At 62.1% G+C, this 18,885-nt stretch carries 18 protein-coding genes; 6 read left to right on the plus strand and 12 right to left on the minus strand.

Features of this window, described 5'->3' with window-relative positions:
* Positions 1 to 34: 34 nt before the first annotated feature.
* The 3 genes from IEY38_RS07240 to IEY38_RS07250 are packed head-to-tail and all read right to left on the minus strand — an operon-like array spanning position 35 to position 3,478.
* Complete coding sequence (locus IEY38_RS07240; RefSeq protein ID WP_188976583.1) at positions 35 to 1,108, minus strand: hybrid sensor histidine kinase/response regulator; 1,074 nt, start codon at positions 1,106 to 1,108, stop codon at positions 35 to 37.
* Between the two features lie 2 nt (positions 1,109 to 1,110).
* Positions 1,111 to 1,557 carry a response regulator gene (locus IEY38_RS07245; protein ID WP_188976585.1) on the minus strand — a complete coding sequence of 149 codons (447 nt, stop codon included), beginning with the start codon at positions 1,555 to 1,557 and terminating at the stop codon, positions 1,111 to 1,113.
* A complete protein-coding gene (locus IEY38_RS07250) occupies positions 1,550 to 3,478 on the minus strand; it encodes a PAS domain-containing sensor histidine kinase (RefSeq protein ID WP_188976587.1) in 1,929 nt (642 codons plus the stop codon). Before IEY38_RS07250 ends, IEY38_RS07245 begins: the two co-directional genes overlap by 8 nt.
* Before the next feature lie 219 nt (positions 3,479 to 3,697).
* Between IEY38_RS07250 and IEY38_RS07255 the strand changes: the two genes are divergently transcribed.
* Complete coding sequence (locus tag IEY38_RS07255; protein ID WP_188976589.1) at positions 3,698 to 4,279, plus strand: LemA family protein; 582 nt, start codon at positions 3,698 to 3,700, stop codon at positions 4,277 to 4,279.
* Complete coding sequence (locus IEY38_RS07260) at positions 4,279 to 5,040, plus strand: hypothetical protein (RefSeq protein WP_188976591.1); 762 nt, start codon at positions 4,279 to 4,281, stop codon at positions 5,038 to 5,040. Before IEY38_RS07255 ends, IEY38_RS07260 begins: the two co-directional genes overlap by 1 nt.
* A gap of 1 nt (position 5,041) precedes the next feature.
* Here IEY38_RS07260 and IEY38_RS07265 read toward each other — a convergent pair whose 3' ends face one another.
* From IEY38_RS07265 to IEY38_RS07275, 3 genes are read right to left on the minus strand one after another with little or no spacing between them, the layout of a single operon-like run.
* Positions 5,042 to 5,923, minus strand: a complete 882-nt coding sequence (locus IEY38_RS07265) for a zinc metalloprotease (protein WP_188976593.1) — start codon at positions 5,921 to 5,923, stop codon at positions 5,042 to 5,044.
* 3 nt (positions 5,924 to 5,926) lie between these two features.
* Entirely contained in the window at positions 5,927 to 6,973 is a 1,047-nt protein-coding gene (gene dph2, locus IEY38_RS07270; protein WP_188976595.1) for a diphthamide biosynthesis enzyme Dph2, read from the minus strand.
* A 54-nt stretch (positions 6,974 to 7,027) separates the two neighbouring features.
* Complete coding sequence (locus IEY38_RS07275; protein WP_188976597.1) at positions 7,028 to 8,344, minus strand: methyl-accepting chemotaxis protein; 1,317 nt, start codon at positions 8,342 to 8,344, stop codon at positions 7,028 to 7,030.
* A 293-nt stretch (positions 8,345 to 8,637) separates the two neighbouring features.
* Between IEY38_RS07275 and IEY38_RS07280 the strand changes: the two genes are divergently transcribed.
* Complete coding sequence (locus IEY38_RS07280; RefSeq protein ID WP_188976599.1) at positions 8,638 to 9,036, plus strand: YlbF family regulator; 399 nt, start codon at positions 8,638 to 8,640, stop codon at positions 9,034 to 9,036.
* 113 nt (positions 9,037 to 9,149) lie between these two features.
* Here the strand turns inward: IEY38_RS07280 and IEY38_RS07285 are convergent, their stop codons facing one another.
* Entirely contained in the window at positions 9,150 to 9,599 is a 450-nt protein-coding gene (locus IEY38_RS07285) for a universal stress protein (RefSeq protein WP_188976601.1), read from the minus strand.
* A gap of 113 nt (positions 9,600 to 9,712) precedes the next feature.
* Between IEY38_RS07285 and IEY38_RS07290 the strand changes: the two genes are divergently transcribed.
* From IEY38_RS07290 to IEY38_RS07300, 3 genes are all read left to right on the plus strand, one after another.
* Entirely contained in the window at positions 9,713 to 10,546 is an 834-nt protein-coding gene (locus IEY38_RS07290; protein ID WP_188976602.1) for an MBL fold metallo-hydrolase, read from the plus strand.
* A 171-nt stretch (positions 10,547 to 10,717) separates the two neighbouring features.
* Positions 10,718 to 11,821 (plus strand): coiled-coil domain-containing protein, encoded by a 1,104-nt coding sequence (locus IEY38_RS07295; protein WP_188976605.1) that lies wholly within the window; start codon positions 10,718 to 10,720, stop codon positions 11,819 to 11,821.
* Positions 11,822 to 11,860: 39 nt separating this feature from the next.
* Positions 11,861 to 12,757, plus strand: a complete 897-nt coding sequence (locus tag IEY38_RS07300; RefSeq protein ID WP_188976607.1) for a hypothetical protein — start codon at positions 11,861 to 11,863, stop codon at positions 12,755 to 12,757.
* 2 nt (positions 12,758 to 12,759) lie between these two features.
* Here IEY38_RS07300 and IEY38_RS07305 read toward each other — a convergent pair whose 3' ends face one another.
* The 5 genes from IEY38_RS07305 to nosZ are packed head-to-tail and all read right to left on the minus strand — an operon-like array spanning position 12,760 to position 18,884.
* Complete coding sequence (locus IEY38_RS07305; protein WP_188976608.1) at positions 12,760 to 13,704, minus strand: ABC transporter permease; 945 nt, start codon at positions 13,702 to 13,704, stop codon at positions 12,760 to 12,762.
* Positions 13,701 to 14,708 (minus strand): ABC transporter ATP-binding protein, encoded by a 1,008-nt coding sequence (locus tag IEY38_RS07310; protein ID WP_188976610.1) that lies wholly within the window; start codon positions 14,706 to 14,708, stop codon positions 13,701 to 13,703. Before IEY38_RS07310 ends, IEY38_RS07305 begins: the two co-directional genes overlap by 4 nt.
* Positions 14,695 to 16,080 (minus strand): nitrous oxide reductase family maturation protein NosD, encoded by a 1,386-nt coding sequence (gene nosD, locus IEY38_RS07315; RefSeq protein ID WP_188976612.1) that lies wholly within the window; start codon positions 16,078 to 16,080, stop codon positions 14,695 to 14,697. Before nosD ends, IEY38_RS07310 begins: the two co-directional genes overlap by 14 nt.
* On the minus strand, positions 16,077 to 16,874 hold the full coding sequence (locus tag IEY38_RS07320) for a hypothetical protein (protein WP_188976614.1): 798 nt from the start codon (positions 16,872 to 16,874) through the stop codon (positions 16,077 to 16,079). Before IEY38_RS07320 ends, nosD begins: the two co-directional genes overlap by 4 nt.
* Before the next feature lie 30 nt (positions 16,875 to 16,904).
* Positions 16,905 to 18,884, minus strand: a complete 1,980-nt coding sequence (nosZ, locus tag IEY38_RS07325) for a TAT-dependent nitrous-oxide reductase (protein WP_188976616.1) — start codon at positions 18,882 to 18,884, stop codon at positions 16,905 to 16,907.
* Position 18,885: the final 1 nt, after the last annotated feature.

Below are 18,885 nucleotides of genomic sequence, written 5' to 3' on the forward strand. Positions count from 1 at the left end.
GGCCGAGCAATAATCGTATGACGATCGATCATCCCTATAGAGTTGCACGCGGGAGTTCAACATAGAACGCCGCGCCGCCGTGGTCGCTGTCCTCGACCCAGACGTCGCCGCCATAGCTCCGGACCATCGTGTCCACGAAGTAGAGGCCGAAGCCAGTCCCGCCGGACTCAGACCCCTTCTCACCACGCTCGAAGATGCGGCGAGCGTCGCTGCTCGGTATACCCTCCCCGTCGTCCGCAAGACAGACAGTCACAGTGCCGTCCGCAACCGTCGTCGTCACGTCGATAGTCACGTCGTTGCCACCGTGTTCGACTGCGTTGAGAAAGAGGTTCCCGAACACGTCATCGAGTAACTCGTCAGCGACAACAGTGACCGCCTGTGGCTCGATTGTGACGGTACAGTCGTCGCTGACCGATCGGGCGCGGTCCGCCGCATTGTCGAGGACGGCCTGTATCTCCCGGTGTTCGTGGTCCCGTCCGTCCTCTTCGGTGACCGTCTCCAGCACCGACCGGACCTTTTCGGTGAGTTCGATGAGGTCGTCACTCCACTGGACGATTGTCGACGCGTACTCGCGTTCCTCGCTGTCGAGCGTGTCTTCGAGGAGTTCCCCCCGCGCCCGAATGACGTTCATCCCGTTGAGGATGTCGTGTTGCAGGATGCTGTTGAAGAAGTCCATCTGGTCGGTCTGGCGCTGAATCGCACGCTGCTGGCGGCTCCTGACGACTGCGTACCGGAGTGCTCTCACGAGTCGATCGCCGTCCAGATCCGTTTTCGGCAGGTAGTCCTGTGCGCCCCGGTTGATCGCTTCGATAGCCACCTCCCGGTCTTGCATCCCAGTGAGGACGATGATCGGCACCCCCTCTACGATCTCGGTTGCCCGGTCGAGCGTCGCAAGCCCTGTCGACTCGGGGAGTCCGAGGTCGAGCAGCACCACGTCGTAGGCTGCCCCCGACTGTTCGTCAACCGGCGCTAGCGACTCGACGTGGGAAATCGTCACGTCATCGACGAAGTGCGCCACAGCCGGCGAGTTCAGGTGGTGCTCGACGAGTCGAGCGTCGCCCGGGTTGTCCTCGACGAGGAGCACGTCGAGATGTACCGACTCAGCCATCGTTATTTCGGCGGCCGCTTGACGACCGTGAGGAAGAAATCTTCGATGCTGCTCACGATGTCGACGAACCCGTCGAAGTCGACCGGTTTCGTCAGGTAGGCGTTCGCGTGGAGGTCGTACGATTCGATGATGTCCTCTTCCGCCTCGGAACTGGTCAGCACGACGACCGGAATCCGCCGGAGCGACTCGTCGTCTTTCATCTCTTCGAGGACCTCCTGTCCTCCCTTACGTGGCATGTTGAGATCGAGCAACAACAGGTCTGGCCGCGGTGCGTCGTCGTACTCTCCTTCCTGCCGGAGGAACGCCAGTGCCTCGACGCCGTCGTTGACCACGTGCAGATTGTTCAGCACCTTCCCCTTCTCCAGCGCTTTCTCGGTCAGCTTGACATCGCCGGGGTTGTCCTCCGCCAGCAGAATCTCCACTGGCCGACCTTCGGAGGACTCAGTCATCGCCACTCACCTCCGTCACCGCGGGCAGCGTAAATTTGAATGTCGCGCCGTCGTCCGACGGTTCGACCCAGATACGCCCGTCGTGGCGCAGGACGATTCGCTGGCAGACGGCCAGCCCGATGCCGGTTCCCTCCGTGTCGTGGGCTCCGGCGCGGTGGAAGATGTCGAACACCTCCTCGTGGTCCGCAACCGGAATCCCCGGCCCGTTATCCGAGACGGTGAACGTCACCATGTCGTCGTCTTCTTCGGCGCTGACCTTGACGCGGGGTTCGATGTCGGCTTCCACGGAGTACTCGATGGCGTTTTCCAGCAGATTCTGGAACACCTGCCCGACCTGGTTCGGATCGGCTTCGACGGGTGACAGTGACTCCGCTGTGATGGTCGCGTCCACCTCCTCTATTCGCATCTGCAAGGCGTCTAGCGTCCGGTTGAGCACCGCCTCCGGGTCTGTTTCCTCGAAGTCGCCCGAGTTTGTCTCGACCCGCGAGTACCGGAGCAAGGCGTTGACCATCTCCTGCATTCGGCGAGCCCCGTCGACGGCGAAGGCCATGTACTCGGCCGCCTCCTCGTCGAGGTCGTCGCCGTATTCGCTGTCCAGCAGGTCGACGTAACTCGACACCATTCGGAGGGGCTCCTGTAGGTCATGCGACGCGATGTAGGCGAACTGCTGAAGTGCCTCGTTCGATCGTTCGAGTTCCGTCTGCTTGGATTTGAGCCGGGTTTCCCGTTCGACCCGGTCCAGCGCAGCGGCCCCGGTACTCGCAAGAATTTCGAGCAAGAACCGCTCGTGGCTGTCGAAGGATTCGACAGTTGGCGAGCCGATACACAGCATCCCGTAGTCCTCAAGCGGGAGAAACAGCACCGTCCGCAGCGGTGTCTGAGGGACTGATGGGTTCGATAGCGTTTGGTAGTCCTCGACGACGGTCGGGCTGCCATCGTGGAACAGGCGGTTTTCGTCGCTTTCGGGACCCATCGGTGGGAGGTCAGATGCCGTCTCCACCGCCGCGAAGTCTGCCGCCTCGCTTGTTGCACCGATCGGATAGAGGGTGTCGTCGTCGCTGTCGTAGGACCACATCGCCGCCAGCGGCTGGTCGATGATGCGCTGTGCGATCTGCGTCACCGTGTCCGCGACCGCACGCTCCGTGCGAGTGTACAGCAGTTCGTTCGTCGCCTCGCTGAGTGTTTCGATGCGTGCTTCGCGCTGTTTGAGGTCAGTGATGTCGCGGGAGACGCTGACCACCTGCGTTAGCTCTCCGTCGTCGAACACCGGCCGATACCACGTCTCGAAGACGAGGCCGTCGATCTCCTGGGTCACCCGGACCTCCTCCCCGTCCAGCGCTCGCTCGACGGCAGTGATGATGTCCGGATACTGGCTATAGACCTCGAACACAGAGGCCCCTTCGAACTCGCCGGGTTCGATCCCGAGTTCGTCCAGCCCCTTCCCGGCCGAGTAGGTAAAGACGCCATCAGGGTCGAGTGTGAACACGACGACCGGGAGGTTCTCGATCAGCGTCTGGAGTTGTCTGCTCCGTTCAGTGTGTTTACGCTCCTGTCGGCGGATCTCGGTCACGTCGTGAATGAACGCCACAACACGGGTTACGTCGTCGATGACGGCGCGTTCGAGCGACACTTCGACCCGCCGGCTCTCGTCGTCCGGGCCCTGTGTCGTCCACTCGACCTGCGCCGACCCCGACGTGGCTGCCTCCGTAATCAGGGCGTTTGCGTCCGCCGTCGAGAACCCCGGCGGGCTGAACTCGCCGACATGCATCCCGACGACATCTGCTGGGGGACGCCCGAGCAACGCGCCCGCTGCCTCGTTAGCTCTGACGACAGTCCCGGTGTCGGCGTCGTGGATCATAATCGGGTCCGGATTCGCCTGAAACACGTCGCGGAAAAGAGCAGTGTCCTCCGTAGAAGCCATACGTGTGGTGCGTTGGCAGGCTACAAGACTGTACGCTTTCTGTTATCATATATGATTCTTATCTACACTGAGTTGATAGACACGCGGGCCGAGGTAGAGTCCACCAAGATTGGGAGTTATATTCCAGTCAAGGGACACATTATTTCTGTTCAGCGTACTATTTCTGTCCTCAATTAGATGGGTGAAATTATATGTTGGCGGCAGATATCCTGAAAGAATATGGCGCTCTATGTATCTATCGTTGGAGGGTTTTGTATCCTCCTCACTGCCTGGTTGGTCGGTTCGTACCTTCGATGGGCACACAACAATCTTGTCGAGGCCCGCGAGAGTTGTGACGCTGCCTGGGGGAACGTCGAAGTGCTACTTCAGCGCCGTCACGATCAGGTCGGAAACCTCATCGAAATCGCTGACGAGTACATGTCCATGGAGCAGAACGTTCTCGCTGGCATGGTCGAGGCTCGCGAGAGCGCGATTGATGCAAGCACGCCTGCGGAGGCAGCGATGGCCCAAGTTGACGTCCGAGAATCTGTCCGCGAGTTCTACTCGATTGCCGAGGAGACGCCAGAACTGCGAACCGACGAGAAGTTCGACGACGTTCGCGATGCTCTCGAAACCATCGAGCAGCGACTGGAAAACCGTCGGGAGTATTACAACGACACCGTGAGACGGTACAACGCGCTGTTACAACAGATCCCAGAGCGGTATCTCGCGGCCCACAGGGGATACAAGCCTCGTGACTCATTTGAAGCTGACGAGGCTGCAAAAGGAGAATTCTCCGTACGTGACCGTCTTCAAAACTGATGCTGTTTGCCATTCTGCTGTATCTCGGTATTCTGGCACTCTCGGGGTTTGGTGTTCTCTGGGGAATCGGATCAATACTGATGGGATTTGACCGCTACGAGGAAGAGCACGCAATTCGAACGACACCGCTTTCGGAACTCGATTCAGTTGCTGCTGGTCCGACAGCAGTCCAGGGTCGCATCGAACCTGCTGATCGACATATCGGAACGCTGTACGACTGCGAGGCCTGTGTTGCCTACGAACTCAAAATTGAGGACACGGGAGGCGATTCGAGCAGGACACACGTCAACAAGTCGGAAGCGGTACCGTTCGACATTGTGACTGATGAGGGCTCGGTCCGGGTCTGCAATGCGGAGTTCGACTTCCACGTTTCCGAGGACCGTCGCTGGAGCGAGAAGCGCAAGAGCCACACCTCGCCTGACGATCAGTTGGCGCGCTTTGAGCGCGACTGGCAAATCCCGGACCTGCGGGCCGGTGACGACCGACGTTATGAGATGGCGTACATCGAACCCGGCGATACCGTGTATGCGTACGGGACGGCTGAACTGGACAACTCGTTGTCCGGGGAGCAATCGAAACCGCTCGTCCTGACTGGCCGCGATGGGTTGTTTTTCCTCTCCGACCAGAATCCGGACGAGCTGCTCCGGGAGCGACGGTTCGTGCTTGCGAAAAACGGGCTGCTCGGCATCGCCGTTGCAGTCATTTCGCTGGCTGTGTTTCTCTGGCTGACGGGTATCGCACAGATATTTCTCGGCGCGTAGATTACCGGATACTCTCGATAACTACACGGCTGATTACCTTGATAATCGCTCGACAGTTCCTGTAGACGACCCATGCAACAGCAGCAGTGATGACGACAATCACCCAGGTAGCTGCATCCGAGTCCATGATGGCGAGTCCGACGACTTCTTCAAGCAGACCAATCAGAACAAGCAGCGTCACGATGAATGCGACGCCGTAGCCGAGTACTGACGTCCAGAAGCGAGCAGTGCCAGCGAGGAGGTGTGTCAATTGATCCGTCGAACGATCTTGCGGTGTGTTATCTGATTGGCCCACCGATTTCTCAGTGCGTCCATTATTTGCCGACTCGGAGTCCGCTGTCGCATCGCCAGACGTGATGGCCTCGGCAAGTTTCGTCTGGCAGGCCTCACAGGGAGACTCGTCGACCGCATCCAGCGTCGCTACTGAGTCTGTTCTCCTGAACGGGCACTGCTCGTTTGGACAGAGCTCAAGCCCCAGCATGTACCCGACCTCACTGACAGCCAGTTTTCGAACCCGGTCGTCGAACTTGTTCTCACCCAGACGGAACGTCGAGAGTAACGATGTCCGGCCGTACCGGATTCCAATTCCGAACAGCGACTGCCGCCGGCCTTGTGAGACATCTTGATTCGTCACAACAAGCGTTCGGCTGCCATCCGTCTCACTAGCTACGTATTTCGCCAGCTCAACTGCGTCGTACTGATCACTATCACCGGTAGGCTGGGCGCTGTCGGGGATTCCGTCGGTGTGAAACTGCCTATGATCGACGCGCGCGGTCAGCGAGAAGTGTTCCTCAACGGCATCCACGGCGAGTTCAAGTGTCTCTCGCTCTATTGTGCCGACGGCAGCGACTGTGAGTGGTTCGTGTTCCCCCCTCCGGGCCATGGGTCACCAGGTGCCGTGGAAGGTGTCGAACTCCAGCGAATCGAGCGGCTTCTCGCCGATGGCGATCTCGTACTCGCCGGGGGTGAGCATCGGCTTCTTGAACTGCGGACCGTCGTCGGTGGTAATACGCGGACAGCCAGTGTTGACGTAGGCGTCCATCCCGAAGTTCGTCAGCCGGTCCGGCGTCACCTCGTCCATAGTGATGAGATAGGCGTTCTCGTTGTTCTCGACGATTTCTTGGGCCTGATCCCAGCGGCCTTGTCCGATTTTGGTACAGAAGATGACGCCCCATGACTCGGCGTCCATCGCACGGTGGACTGCGCCGTAGCGCTGTTTCATGAACTTCTCCGTGTCCGCGACGGTGACGACGTTGTTGACCGGGTCGGCGATGACGACGTGCTTGTCGGGGTGTTCCATCGCGAGCCCCAGCGGGTGGAACTTTCCGCCACCGACGTACAGCATCTGGTCGGCGTCAACGTCGGCGCTGGCGTAGTTACAACCGAGCACCTGTCCCTCGTGGGTCAGTCGCTCGTCGCCGCGCCGGGTGTGCACGGTGTAGCCGCGCTCCTCCAGCCACTCGCGCATCTCGTCGAACTTGTTCATGTGCTGGGCCGTCGTCACCAGCCCCACGTCGGGGTCCTCTTCGGGGTCGGCCAGTTGCTCCTCGCGGGCCTGCTCCATGATGGGGAAGACGTCGACGTTGGAGAACAGCGGCACGTAGATGATCTTGTCCGATTCCTTCATCGGTGAGTGGCCGAAGTGGACGAACACGTCCGTCCGGCGCATCATGTACGTATCGAGGTCGCAGGCACCATAACAGGGCTGGCCCGAGAGCAGTACCGTCACGTCGTCGGGGAGGTGCTCGCGGAGGTCATCGGCCACGGCCGGGCCGCGGCGCTTCAGTCCCTCTGGGAACTGCAGGCCCACCTTCTCGGCGTCGCGCTCCTCGACAGCTTCGATGATTCGGTCGAGTTCGTAATCCCACTCGCGGTCGTGCTTGAGCAACAGTCCGGTGTTCCGGAGGTCGCCGTCAGTCCGCTCTTGACTCATTGCACCCCTGTATCCGTTCGAGAGTGATAACCCCCGTGTTTCGGTGAGCGACAGTCACTCCATAATCTCGGCGAGTCGGCGCTCGACCCGCTCGATGTTCTCTTCTAAGTCCTGAGCCATCCGGTGCTGGGTCTCGTTTGCGCCAGCCAGCTCGTCGATGGACTCGGACACCTCGGCAGCACGCTGGGCGATTTCGTCGATCATGCTAGCGATCTCTTCGGCGCTTGCAGCCTGGTCGTCCGTCGCCGCCGCGACTTCGCCGATACCCTGTTCTGTCTCTGAGGTCGCGTCGACGATGGCCTGCTGGTTGTCGAGCACCGTCTCTAAGTCAGTGAGCGCCTGCTGAATCGCGCCCGTCGTCTCCTCGACATTCTCGGCGGTGCTGTCGGCCATCTCTCGGACCTCCCCGACGATTCGCTCGACCTCGTCGGCGTGCTGTTTCGACTCGTCTGCCAGCTCTTTGATTTCGTCGGCGACGACCGCGAACCCGTCACTGTCGCTGTTGCTCCGTGCGGCTTCGATGTTGGCGTTTAGCGCCAGCATATTCGTCTGGTCCGCAATGTCGTTGATGACCTCGACGAACTCGTCGATTTCCTCGATGTGGCCGCGGAGCTCCGTCGAGTCCGACGCGACCTGTTCGGCGGACTCCGTCGCATCCTCGACGCGTTCGATTGTGTCCTCGGCCGTCTCGACGGATTCCTCGGCGAGTTCTCTGGCCTCGCCGCTCTGACTACTCACTTCCTCAGCGCTTGAGGCGATTTCCTCGACGGTCGCGCTGAACCCGGAGACCTCGGACTGGACCTCATCGAGGTTGTCGGACTGCTCGCCTGCCATCTCCTTGATTTCGTCGGACTGCTCGGTAACGGCTGCGGCGGAGTCGCTGATTTCACCGACCGCTGACTCGACGTCCGTCGCCATCTGTGACTGGAGGTTCTGGAGCGCCTCACGCTGTTCGACGATATCACTGAAATCGATCAGTAGCTCCAGCGCACCGATAGTGTCCCCACCAGGACCCCTGAGCGGGATTGCCACTGCCCGCGCGTGAGCCATCGTCCCGTCTGGCCGTTCGGCCGAGCGGAACTCACTTTCACAGACTGGCTCTCCCGTCCTGATGACCTCCTGAGCGAGCGTTTCGTCCTGCCCCTCTGTGCCAAACACGTCGTATGCGTTCATCCCGACCGCCTCGCTCGCCGGGAGCCCGAGCATCTGTCCAACCGTGTCGTTCCAGTGTGTGATATTAGCGTCTGTATCGACTACAAATGCCGCCTCCGGTATATCCTCAACAAGCGATTCGAACGTGTGAAGCCAGAACTCTCCGCTGTCGTCCACGGACTCCGGTAGCAGCCCGTCTTCGGATGCAGTTTTTGCCATTGTAAGACCTATCTTAGAAACTAATATACCGTTTTCGACTGATTATATCAGCTGATAACTGGTTTGAGCGAATCTCACCAGGAGCGAAGCTACAGAGCGACCAGTATAGCGGCGCTCATGCAGACCACAATGACCGCGATACACACGGCTTCCCGATTCAACATTGAACAACTGCCGGGCCGAGAATCCGATGCGAGCGACAGCACGGCAGGAACGCTGTCAGGGACCGATATCCCGCAGAGAACAACCCGGTTTCGGCAGGTCTATACCGCCCGAGTTCATACTAATCGGTGATGAGCATCGAGACCGATACCGCCGCTGATATCGACGGTGACCACGTCGAGGCGCTCGCTACAGAGTTCGGCGAAGCGATCGCCGATCTGCCGGTGTACCAGCGATTCAAGGAGACGAAAGACGCCGTCGAGAACCACGACGAGGCGCAGGCGGCCATCCAGGAGTTCGAGCAGATCCGTGAGGAGTTCATGCTCGCCCGCCAGACCGGTAATGCCTCTCAGGAAGACCTCCGAAAGGTCCAGCAGAAGCAGGAGGAACTCCACGACATCCCGGTAATGAGTGACTATCTGGAGGCCCAGAACGAACTCGAACTGCGCCTGCAGGAACTCAACGAGATCGTCTCCGAGGAACTGGCCGTCGACTTCGGCCAGAAAGCCGGCGGTTGCTGCGAGGACTGAACAGCGGTACTTCTCGCGGTCGTACTCTTCGCCGACTCTGAAGCGGCCGGTCAGGACTGCCGATGCCGCCAACAGTTATCGCCAGTCAGTGACACACTCGACCGACTGGGCAGTTACTCCTCGACTTCGGTTTTCACCACGACCGCCGGTCGCTCGGTCAGTCGAAGCACCTTGTCGGTGATGCTGCCGAGGAGACTCCGGTACTCCGCTGGCCGCCGCTTCGTCCCGAGGACGAGCAGGTCGACATCCGCCTCGTCGGCGGTCTCGATGATGGATTCGGCCGGTCGTCCGTGTTTCAGGGTCGTCGTCACGTCGACGCCGGATGCCTCTGCATCGGCCTCTATCCGGGCCAGCGTCTCCTGGCCTGTCTCTTCGAGGCCGTGCTCCGGTCCCTCCGATTCGTCGACGTACTCGTCGCCGCTGTAGGCCGTGTAGACGTCTTCGTCGACGACATACAGCGCATGGAGAACTGCGCCGTGTTCCGCTGCGAGGGCAATCGCGTGGGATTCGGCGTTGGTCGAGGCTTCTGTCCCATCTGAGGCGAGGAGGATGTGATCGTACATACAGGTCGAATTTCTCTCAGGTAGGAAATAAACTGAGGGTTCCGTTCTCAGATAGCGGGAGACGGCCTGGCGTCTTCGAAACATCTTAGCGACCGGGCGTGGCATCTTCCGACATGACAGTCGAATCTGACTGGGATGACTGGCTCCCGCGTGCGGTGGAGTCGGCGACGCCTGACGGACTGGCACTCTGGTATCTGGGTTGTAACGGCTTCATCCTGAAATCGAGCGGCGGGACGACCGTCTTCATCGACCCGTATCTCGGTACGGGCGACCCGCCGCGAACCGTTCGGATGGTCCCAGTGCCGTTCAACCCCGAGGACATCACCGAATGCGACGCGGTTCTGGGGACCCACGAACATACCGACCACGTTCACGGGCCGTCCCAGGCCCCGATTCTCGCTGGGACGGGCGCGGACTACTACACGACCGACAGCGGTCACGACGTCATCCGGGAGGAAGCGTGGCTGGAGAACTACGGCGTCACCGACGACCAGTTGCACGAGGTCACGGAGGGTGACACGCTCGAAATCGGCGACCTGACGATCCATGTCGAACCGGCCAACGACCCCGACGCCGAGCATCCGGTGTCGTACGTGTTCGAACACGACTCCGGCACGTTCTTCCACGGCGGCGACGCCCGTCCCGGCGAGTTCGAACCCATCGGTGAGCGCTACGACATCGATGTCGGTGTCCTCGCGTTCGGGACCGTCGGGATGATCGACGACAAGGAGACCGGCGAACCCACGCGAACGCAGTGGTACAACGACGAGAACATGATTATCGAAGCCGCGAACGAACTCCAGCTTGACACCCTCGTCCCGACCCACTGGGATATGTGGAAGGGGATGACGACGGAGCCGACCGTCCTGCACAACCACGCCAACAGCTTCGCGTATCCCTCGACGCTTTCAATTGTTGAAATCGGCGACCGGTACGATCTCGACTGAAAACGACTCGCCAGTACCACACGGGCGGACTGTCCGTCTTTGCTGGCTCACGTCCTGCTCGTGTTACTGAGGTTACGTCTCTAGATTATATTAATTAGTATAGTATAGAAAAAAGGTGTAAATGTTGGTCAGGTACGTACCTTTAATACTATTGCTGAGACCATACAGACCATGAGCAATTCGCAAGCCTACGACGAAGTCACTGTCGCCGCAGATGGCGTGACAGTGACCAAGCGGTTCGAGGCGGACGAGTTCCCCGTACCCGCGATAGCGTTCAATCTCACTTCGCGACGGTCTGTTGCGGTGACAGTCAGGTTAGTCGACACCGTTCCAGAAGACGTAGCGGTCGAGGATCTGGGCTTCCACCCCGAGTACGGCAGTGAGTACTGGGACATCAACGAAAACCGGATCGCCTTCGAGAAAGAACTCGAACCCGAAGCCGACTACACGACCGTCTACGGTATCCGTGCGACGGGCACCGACGACGTCGAGAAGTTCCTGACGGAACCAAAAATCGAGAGTGTGGACCCACCCCTGGACGAGGACGAGGAGGACCTCGTCGGTGGGGGCGACGAGGCTGTTCGGGACGTCATCGCCGGTGACGCCGACAGCGTTCCCGGCCTCGAAGACGATAACGACGAAGACATCGAGACGCTGGACCTCTCTGACCCGAACAACCCGGACTCAAGCGTCGAAGCACCCGAAGAGAGCAACGCTGCGCCGGCAGATTCCGAGGTCCAATCCGGCGCAGTCGTCGCGACGATGGCACAGGAAATCCGCGACCAGAACGTCTCCCCCGAAGACGTGAAGCTCCTCAAGCGTGCGCTCGACGCCGTCTCCGAAGATGACAACGACAGTGACACCGGCGGCGTCAACGACGCCCGGATCCAGCGCATCCAGAGCGATGTCGCAGACCTCCGTGCGTACACCGATGCCCTCGAAGAGTTCCTTGAAGAGAACGGTACCGGCGAGGATATGATTCAGGAGTTCGGCGAGCGCCTCGACTCCTTCGAAGAGGCTCTGGAGGGTTTCCAGGACGAAGTCCAGTCGGCGACAGACACAGCCACTTCGGCCTCCGATCAGGTCGACGACCTTTCCGAGGAAGTCGAGAGCGTCGAAGGCCAGCTCGACGATCTCGAAGACGATATCGAAGCCGTCCGCGAGGAGATAGACGAGGGTGACCTCGCAGAGCGGATCGACGAGACCGAATCGGAGATCGAGGAGCTCAAACAGTGGCGCGAACAGCTATCGTCGGTTATCGGCGGCGGCGACTAACCGAACTCGTTTTACCGATCCCCCGTCTGTGCCTGCATAATGACGACGACGAGAGTGGCCGTTCCGCGAAAGGGCCGGCCTCTCGAAGCAGTGCTGGAGCGACTCGCCGGACGCACGGGGACGACCGACCTGGCCGACGAGATCATCTCGACGCTTCGCTACGAGAAGGCCGTCACAAAGGGCAAACAGGACGCGGTCGCCGACGTGTACCATCGCATCAGCGACTACTCCTCGCTCGATACGCCATACGAGCCGGAATACACGCTGCTCCGTGACGACCGCGACGGGATGCCCCGACGAATCGTCTTCGACAGCGTTACTGTGCCGACCGAATACGGGGATGTCCAGCTGGTCGGCCGCGAGGAACCGTTTCGGGCGCTCCGGACCCACGAGTTCGCGCTCGGGTTCGACAGCGCCGACCTCGTGCTCGAAGAAGTTGTCCAGCTTCGGGACGAGCCGCTGACCGCCATCCACGAAATCAACGACCGTATCGACCCGCTGGACACTGACGTGCGGGTCGTGACCGGGCTGGGCGATACGGTGTACCACACGCTCCTGGCGACGCCGGAGGTCATGGACTCACAGGATGGGCCCCTCGACCGGACTTTCGTCACCAACTACGAGGGCGAACTCTGTATCTCACCGCGGTACGAGCGGCTCGTCGAAGCCGTTCTCGGGACGAGTGCGCTCGACGGCGTCTCCTTTACGTATCCCATGGAGGGTGGTGAAGAGGAAGCAGACATCGCGGCGACCGGCCTCGGCGTCTACCTCACCGTCACGGGGTCGACTGCTCGCGATCACGGCCTCGAACTCGGCGAGCAGTTGTTCCCCAGCGAGACTGTCCTTCTGGAAAACGCCCACGAGCGTACTGAGACGACGGAACAGGTCGCCAGTCTGTTCGAAGAGCCAGAAGAAACAGCGCTGCAGTCGATTTAGCTTCAGAGACGCCGCCGCTGGATGAGTTTCGCAGCGACGCCGACAGGTACGACGACCCATGCTAGGAGCCCCGCAACGACCATCGGCGGGGTCAGCCCGGCCTGTGCCAGCACGCTACCGAAGCCACCGGCGACCACGTCCACCTGCGAGAGCGCGAGCACGCGGAAGCAGTCCACAGGGTTGAGCAGTATCGCCGCGGCGATAGCGCCGGACCCGAGGTCGAACCCTGCGACCGCCCCGAGCGCGATCAGGTCGTGCAACAGCGCGACCCACAGCCAGATGGCCAGTACGGCACCGAGTGCGTGTGTTTTGGTCTGAGCGACCGTCGAGACTAACACCGCCACGCCCAGCATCGCACAGGCGGTCAGCACCGCTGCGAGGGCGACCGCCGCGTACTGGCCGACGCTGGCGAGACCAATGTATCGGACGGTCAACAGTGCGCCGGGAACGAAGCCGAGCAACATCGCGCCGGACAGCACCGCCGCCCGGCCGATAGCAGTGCCGACGACGACACGGCCTTTCGTCACCGGGAGCGCGAGCATGAGCTCCAGCGACCCGCGCTCGTCGGCCCCGACGATGGCGTCGTAGCCGACCGCCAGCGCCGTCAGCGGCACGAGGTAGACGCCAAGTTCGGCGATAGTCGCGATCACCGCGTCGAAGCGACCCGGGCCAACCGAACTCGCGCCGAACTGGACAACTGCGGTCGTAAAGAGGCCGAACAGCAGCGCTACGCCGAATGCCCACCGGCACCGGACGGCTAGCCGGTACTCCCGGCGAGCGATCGTGAGCAGGCTGCTGTCGGCGAGCCGAGCAAGCGTCGATTCGTCGGCCGCGTCCGTCGCCGTCCCCGTCTCGGTTCCGCCATCGTGCAACCGGGTAGCTGGAGTGTCGGCCGCGACAACGCCGCCGTCCGGGGTCGGATCTGTCGAGGAGTCAGCCTCGCTCATGCCGGCTCACCTCTCGAGTCCTCGGTCGCCGCCTCCGCAGCCGCTGTCGCCGCTGTGCCGTCGGAGCCGGAGCCATCGCCGCCATCCGCCCTGACGGCCTCGTGGAACGCGGCCTCAAGGCCGGGTTCCCGGACCTCGAAGCGGTCGATGTCGTACCCCTCACCGACGGCGGTTAGCAGGTCGTAGGCGTCGGTCGGGGCGGCGGTGACAGTCAGGTCGACGCCGGCACGGCTGACACTCGATGCACCCTCGTGGTCGCGAAGCATGCCTGCCACATCGCTCGCAGCCGCCTCGGATGCCAGCGACAGCGACACTGTCACCTCGTCGGCGGCGGCGCGGCGAAGCTCTTCGACCGGGCCCGCAGTCGCCACCTGTCCGTCAGCGATGATGACTGCCTCCGAGCAGAGCCGCTGAATCTCCCCGAGCGCGTGCGAGGAGAAGACGATTGTCACGTCCGTCTCCGACGCCAGGGACTCCACGACCTCGTGGAACGCCCGGATACCGTCGGGGTCGAGCCCCGCGGTCGGTTCATCGAGTATCAGCACGGCCGGCTCACCGACGAGCGCCGTGCCGAGGCCGAGCCGGCGGTTCATCCCGTTGGAGTAGCCGCCGACCCGGCGGTCCGCGGCGTCGGCGAGTCCGACAGTGTGCAGGATGCGCTCGACGTGGTGGTCTCTGTCTCCCCGGGGCACCGAGCGCATCCGGGCATGGAAACTGAGTATCTCGCGGCCAGTCAGGCTCGGCGGGAAGCCGGCGTGTTCCGGCAGGTAGCGCACCCGCTCGCGAACGGCGGTCCCGTTGGTCGGGTCCGCGCCGGCGACGGAGACGCTGCCATCGTCCGGCCGGTTCAGCCCGACCAACAGTTTGAACAGCGTCGTCTTGCCGGCCCCGTTCGTGCCAAACACGCCGAGGGTGGCCCCCTGCTCGACAGACAGACTCAGTCCATCAAGCGCCTGCACATCGCCGTAGGCTTTCGATACGTCGTCGACGTCAATCACGTTCATAGTAGCTCCTCCAGTTCTCGTGGGGTGGTTCGGTGAGCGGGCGGGCATCGACGACGCCGGGCGACTTGACCACAGGCACGGACGACTCGGCCAGCCGAACGGCGTCGAAGGCCGGGCTACTGGCGAACACCCGCGCGGCGGGCTTTTTTGCGGTTACCTGCTGGACGGTCCCAGCGGGCTGGTAGCGGGTGTCGCCGATACTATCGTCGTCAACATCCGTCGGGTTCGCCCGGGACCAGTAGTTCCCGACGCTCTCGTTCCAGTGAACTTGGTCGCCCATGACCGCGAGCACCGGCCTGTCGTTGCGGATGAAACTGTTCTTGGTCACGGTTTCGTCGTTGCTACCGGCGGCGATGTGGACGCCGATGTCGTTACCGACGACGAGGTTCCCGACGATGCGGTTGCTGACGGAGTTGTAGATAAACAGCCCGTTCTCGTTGTTGACGAGGTGGTTACCGCGGATGTCCGTGTCGTCGATACTCTTGACGAGGATGCCGTGGCCGGACTGGCCGCTGTTGTTGACCGCGACGTTGTCCTCGATGACGAGGTGTTTCGACACCATCAGCGCGTACCCGACGTCGTTGTCGAAAGCGGTGTTGTCCCGCAGGTGGCAGTCGTCGGAGTACATGTAGTGGACACCGTACCGGAGGTCCCACATGGTGTTACCGGTCGCGTTCACGTCCTTGGCCCAGTTGAAATAGAGCCCGTCCCGAACAGTGGTGATGTCGTTGTTCCGGATGACGCTGTCCTCGGTCTTCCAGATCTGGATGCCATTGCCGCGCTTGGTCAACTGCGTAATCTCCTCGCGGCCGACGATGGTGTTGTTGCGGATCTCGGCGTCGTCGACGCCGTCGAGCCAGATGCCGAAGGTCATATCGGTCACGCGGCTGTCGCGAACCGTGACGTCGCTGGCGTTGACGAATATCGCGGCGTCATTCGTTGCGGTGTCGTAACCGCTGTTGCGGACCCAGAGGTCCGCCACGGTGACGCCCTGCGCTTCGATGGCGAGCACATCGCCTGCGCCGTCGCCATGTAGCAGCGTCGACCCGGGACCGCTCCCGGACAGCGTGACGTTCGGCGTCGTCACGACGAGGGTCTCGTCGAAGCGACCGTCGAGCGTGACGGTGTCGCCGGGGTCCGCGGCATCGACCGCTGCCTGCGCGCTGTCGTACGTTTCACTATCGACCGTCGCGGTGCCGTCGGCCGACGGGGCAGTGAACGAGTCGGTGTCAGGCACGTCGGGATCGAAGGCGAGGTCGTCGCTGCCGGTCGGGCCGGCACTGGCCATCCCGACAGCCACGACCGACAGCACGAGCAGAGCCGCGGTACCGATGGCGAACACACGCTCGAAATCGTGGGACAGTGGGCTCATGAGTGTGTTTCCGGTTGGTCAGGTTCGGCCGCGGTGGTCGTCGGACGGTGCGGGGTGTCTTCCTCGTCGCTGTCGCCGTCACTACCCAGGCGGTCCCGAACGGCGTCGGGAAGTCCGGTCAGTCCGTCGCGCAGTCGGGCGGGGAGTTCGCTGAACGCCGCTGCCTGATCGCGGTAGTAGTACGAAACCGCGAGCAGTCCGACGGCCGTGGCAGCCATGTACGCGCCGAGGCCGAACCGGGAGACGCTGGTGATGTTTGCGACCTGATACTGGCCCCACAGCGGCGGCGTGAAGCCGGCGACGCCCATCACCGGCGCTCCGGGATCGAGCGTGTGGCCGGCCTGCCAGAGTCGGTACTGGATGTCGGCCAGCATCACGGTGAACACCAGCACGGTGCCGCCGAACTGGTATTTCAGCCCGCGCTTGAGCTTCTCGGTAGTCGGTGCGACGGCGACGAACACCGACAGCAGTGACACGCCGACGAACGCGACCGGCCCGAGCGCCCATTCGGGCACGTCGATGGCCCGCGCCTTCACCGGGTAGTTCGGTTCGAGGAACACCGGGTCCGGGAAGTAGAAGCCGATGTAGTGGTTCAACCGCGCCATCTCGGTGTAGTCTCCTGTCAGCCGCGGGTAGGCGTACAGATTGAGGTGCAGCGTTGTACTGGGGTACTGGACGGCGTCGACGCTGATGTGCCACATCGGGAACGCGAGCGCTGCGACGAATAGCAGCGCCGCTACCGCGGGCAGGCCCCGCCGGATCTCGCGGAAGTCGTCGATGGTGGGTCGTTGCATGGCTGAACACCTCTGAAATGGGTTGTGGCGCTACCCCTCCGCCGGCTCGACGATCATTCGGCTGCGCATCTCCAGATGCAGGGCGCTACAGAAGAACGTACAGTAGATCCAGTACACGCCGGGATCGTCCGCCGTGAAGGTGACCTCGCGAGTGTCCTGGGGAGCCACGGCGTAGTTGATGTCGTGTTCGGGGATGGCGACACCGTGGATGATGTCTTGGACGCCCTCGATGTTGGTCGTCGTCAGCGTGACCTCGTCGCCCTCCTGCACTGTGAAGTCAGGCAGGCCGTACTCCGAGCGCTTGGTCGTCATCTTGACGTGGACGCTACTCTCGCCCGTGCGCTCGACACCGGAGTCCTCCTCGGTGATGTAGGTCTCCTCGTAGTCGTCCTTGTCGTAGACCTTCTTCGCGTCGATCTTGTCCTTGTGGGCGAACACGCAGTCGTGTGGCTCGGGGTAAGCCGGGTGGTCCGCGACCAGTTCCATCTCCTCTTCGCCCTGCCCGATGTGGATGAGCTGGTCGTTGTCAGGCATGATCGGGCCGACGGGGAGGAACCGGTCCTTCGAGAGCTTGTTCAGGCTGACGAGCCACTCCCCGTCAGGGTCGGTCGTCATCGCCTCAAGCGCCTGAATGTGGCCGGGGTTGTAGTGGACGTCTTGCTTCTCGATGATGGGGTCTTCGGACCCCTCTTCGGCCTCGACGGCTGCCTCGATGTCCCACTTGACCGCCTGAGAGTCGATAAACAGAGACGTGTAGGCGTGCCCGTTCCCGTCGAAAGTGGTGTGAAGGGGCCCGAGTCCGACGCGTGGCCGCCCGGCGACGACCTCCTCGGGGTCGGATGAGTCGGCCAGCGCGTCCAGGTCGAGCATCGTCACCGTCGGCGAGAGCTTCCCCGCGATGAAGGCGTAGTCGCCGTTGGGTCCGACCTCGACGCAGTGGGGACTTTTCGGCGTCGGGATGTACTTCACGATCGGACGGTCGCCCTTATTGAGCGGGCTGTCCTGCGTCCCGTCGACGACGGGAATGCCGTTGACCTCTTCGTAGTTGCCGTTCTCGACGGCCTGCTCGATGGCCGGGATGTCGAAGGCCTTGACGTTATCCCGGTCGTCCTTCGTCATACCCTGAATGTCGGTGGCCTCTTCGCTGTTGTACGCCGAGGAGATGGCCCATCGACCCTCTTTACCGGTGTCGACGATGTCGAGGTTCCCATCGACCTTGACCTGCCACTGGGTCTCCATCGATTCGGGGTCGACGGCGACGAACAGCGACGTGTAGTTGTCTGGATTCTTCACGTCGGTCCCGTCGTTGGGTAGCGGCACGCGGAACTCGCCGTTCCCCAGCACGTACTTCGTGTCCGGTGAGAGGACGGTACAGCCGTGGATGGCCTGCATATTCGGGACGTCAGTGATCGCGTCCGTCTCGAAGTACGTGAGGTTCACGCGGGCGATGCGGCCGTTGGCCTTGTCGTTGACGTACAGGTACTCGCCGTCGTAGTCGCCGTCCGTTTCCGAGAGGTTCGGATGGTGGTTGTCACCCCAGCTATACCCGCCGCCCTCTTCGAGCATCTCCTGCGTGCCGTCGGTGTACCCGTACCCCGACGCACAGTCGGTGTTGAACACCGGAATGCGGGTGAGTTCGCGCATCGACGGGATGCCGACGACCCGCAGTTCGCCGGAGTGACCGCCGGACCAGAAGCCGTAGTACTCGTCGTGTTCGCCGGGTTCGACCGTGTGGCTCGCGCCGCTGCCCGAAGGGGTCGACTGGCTGCCCGCGCTGCCACCGCCGCCGGTCAGCGCCGAACAGCCGGCGACAGATCCCATTGCACCGGCGGCGACGCCGGCCTTCATGAAGTCCCGGCGGCCGAGCGAGAGGCCGGGCAGTCCAAGCGAGAGGTCGTCGTCTTCGGTCGTTTCGTCCGGAGACTCGACTTCCGCAAGCACCGAGTCGAGCGTTTCTTCGTACTCTTCGAGGACCTCGTTCGGATCGCGTGGGGTTTCGTTCTTGCTCATA

It is taken from the genome of Haloarcula sebkhae, assembly GCF_014647415.1.
GTDB lineage: Archaea > Halobacteriota > Halobacteria > Halobacteriales > Haloarculaceae > Haloarcula > Haloarcula sebkhae.

Coding starts and splice junctions, on each gene's coding strand:
- IEY38_RS07285 (WP_188976601.1), bottom strand. CDS start 9,599: ATGTACGATCACATCCTCCTCGCCTCAGATGGGACAGAAGCCTCGACC.
- IEY38_RS07280 (WP_188976599.1), top strand. CDS start 8,638: ATGAGCATCGAGACCGATACCGCCGCTGATATCGACGGTGACCACGTC.
- IEY38_RS07305 (WP_188976608.1), bottom strand. CDS start 13,704: ATGAGCGAGGCTGACTCCTCGACAGATCCGACCCCGGACGGCGGCGTT.
- IEY38_RS07260 (WP_188976591.1), top strand. CDS start 4,279: ATGCTGTTTGCCATTCTGCTGTATCTCGGTATTCTGGCACTCTCGGGG.
- IEY38_RS07300 (WP_188976607.1), top strand. CDS start 11,861: ATGACGACGACGAGAGTGGCCGTTCCGCGAAAGGGCCGGCCTCTCGAA.
- IEY38_RS07310 (WP_188976610.1), bottom strand. CDS start 14,708: ATGAACGTGATTGACGTCGACGACGTATCGAAAGCCTACGGCGATGTG.
- IEY38_RS07255 (WP_188976589.1), top strand. CDS start 3,698: ATGGCGCTCTATGTATCTATCGTTGGAGGGTTTTGTATCCTCCTCACT.
- dph2 (WP_188976595.1), bottom strand. CDS start 6,973: ATGAGTCAAGAGCGGACTGACGGCGACCTCCGGAACACCGGACTGTTG.
- IEY38_RS07245 (WP_188976585.1), bottom strand. CDS start 1,557: ATGACTGAGTCCTCCGAAGGTCGGCCAGTGGAGATTCTGCTGGCGGAG.
- IEY38_RS07295 (WP_188976605.1), top strand. CDS start 10,718: ATGAGCAATTCGCAAGCCTACGACGAAGTCACTGTCGCCGCAGATGGC.
- IEY38_RS07265 (WP_188976593.1), bottom strand. CDS start 5,923: ATGGCCCGGAGGGGGGAACACGAACCACTCACAGTCGCTGCCGTCGGC.
- nosZ (WP_188976616.1), bottom strand. CDS start 18,884: ATGAGCAAGAACGAAACCCCACGCGATCCGAACGAGGTCCTCGAAGAG.
- IEY38_RS07290 (WP_188976602.1), top strand. CDS start 9,713: ATGACAGTCGAATCTGACTGGGATGACTGGCTCCCGCGTGCGGTGGAG.
- IEY38_RS07250 (WP_188976587.1), bottom strand. CDS start 3,478: ATGGCTTCTACGGAGGACACTGCTCTTTTCCGCGACGTGTTTCAGGCG.
- IEY38_RS07320 (WP_188976614.1), bottom strand. CDS start 16,874: ATGCAACGACCCACCATCGACGACTTCCGCGAGATCCGGCGGGGCCTG.
- IEY38_RS07275 (WP_188976597.1), bottom strand. CDS start 8,344: ATGGCAAAAACTGCATCCGAAGACGGGCTGCTACCGGAGTCCGTGGAC.
- nosD (WP_188976612.1), bottom strand. CDS start 16,080: ATGAGCCCACTGTCCCACGATTTCGAGCGTGTGTTCGCCATCGGTACC.
- IEY38_RS07240 (WP_188976583.1), bottom strand. CDS start 1,108: ATGGCTGAGTCGGTACATCTCGACGTGCTCCTCGTCGAGGACAACCCG.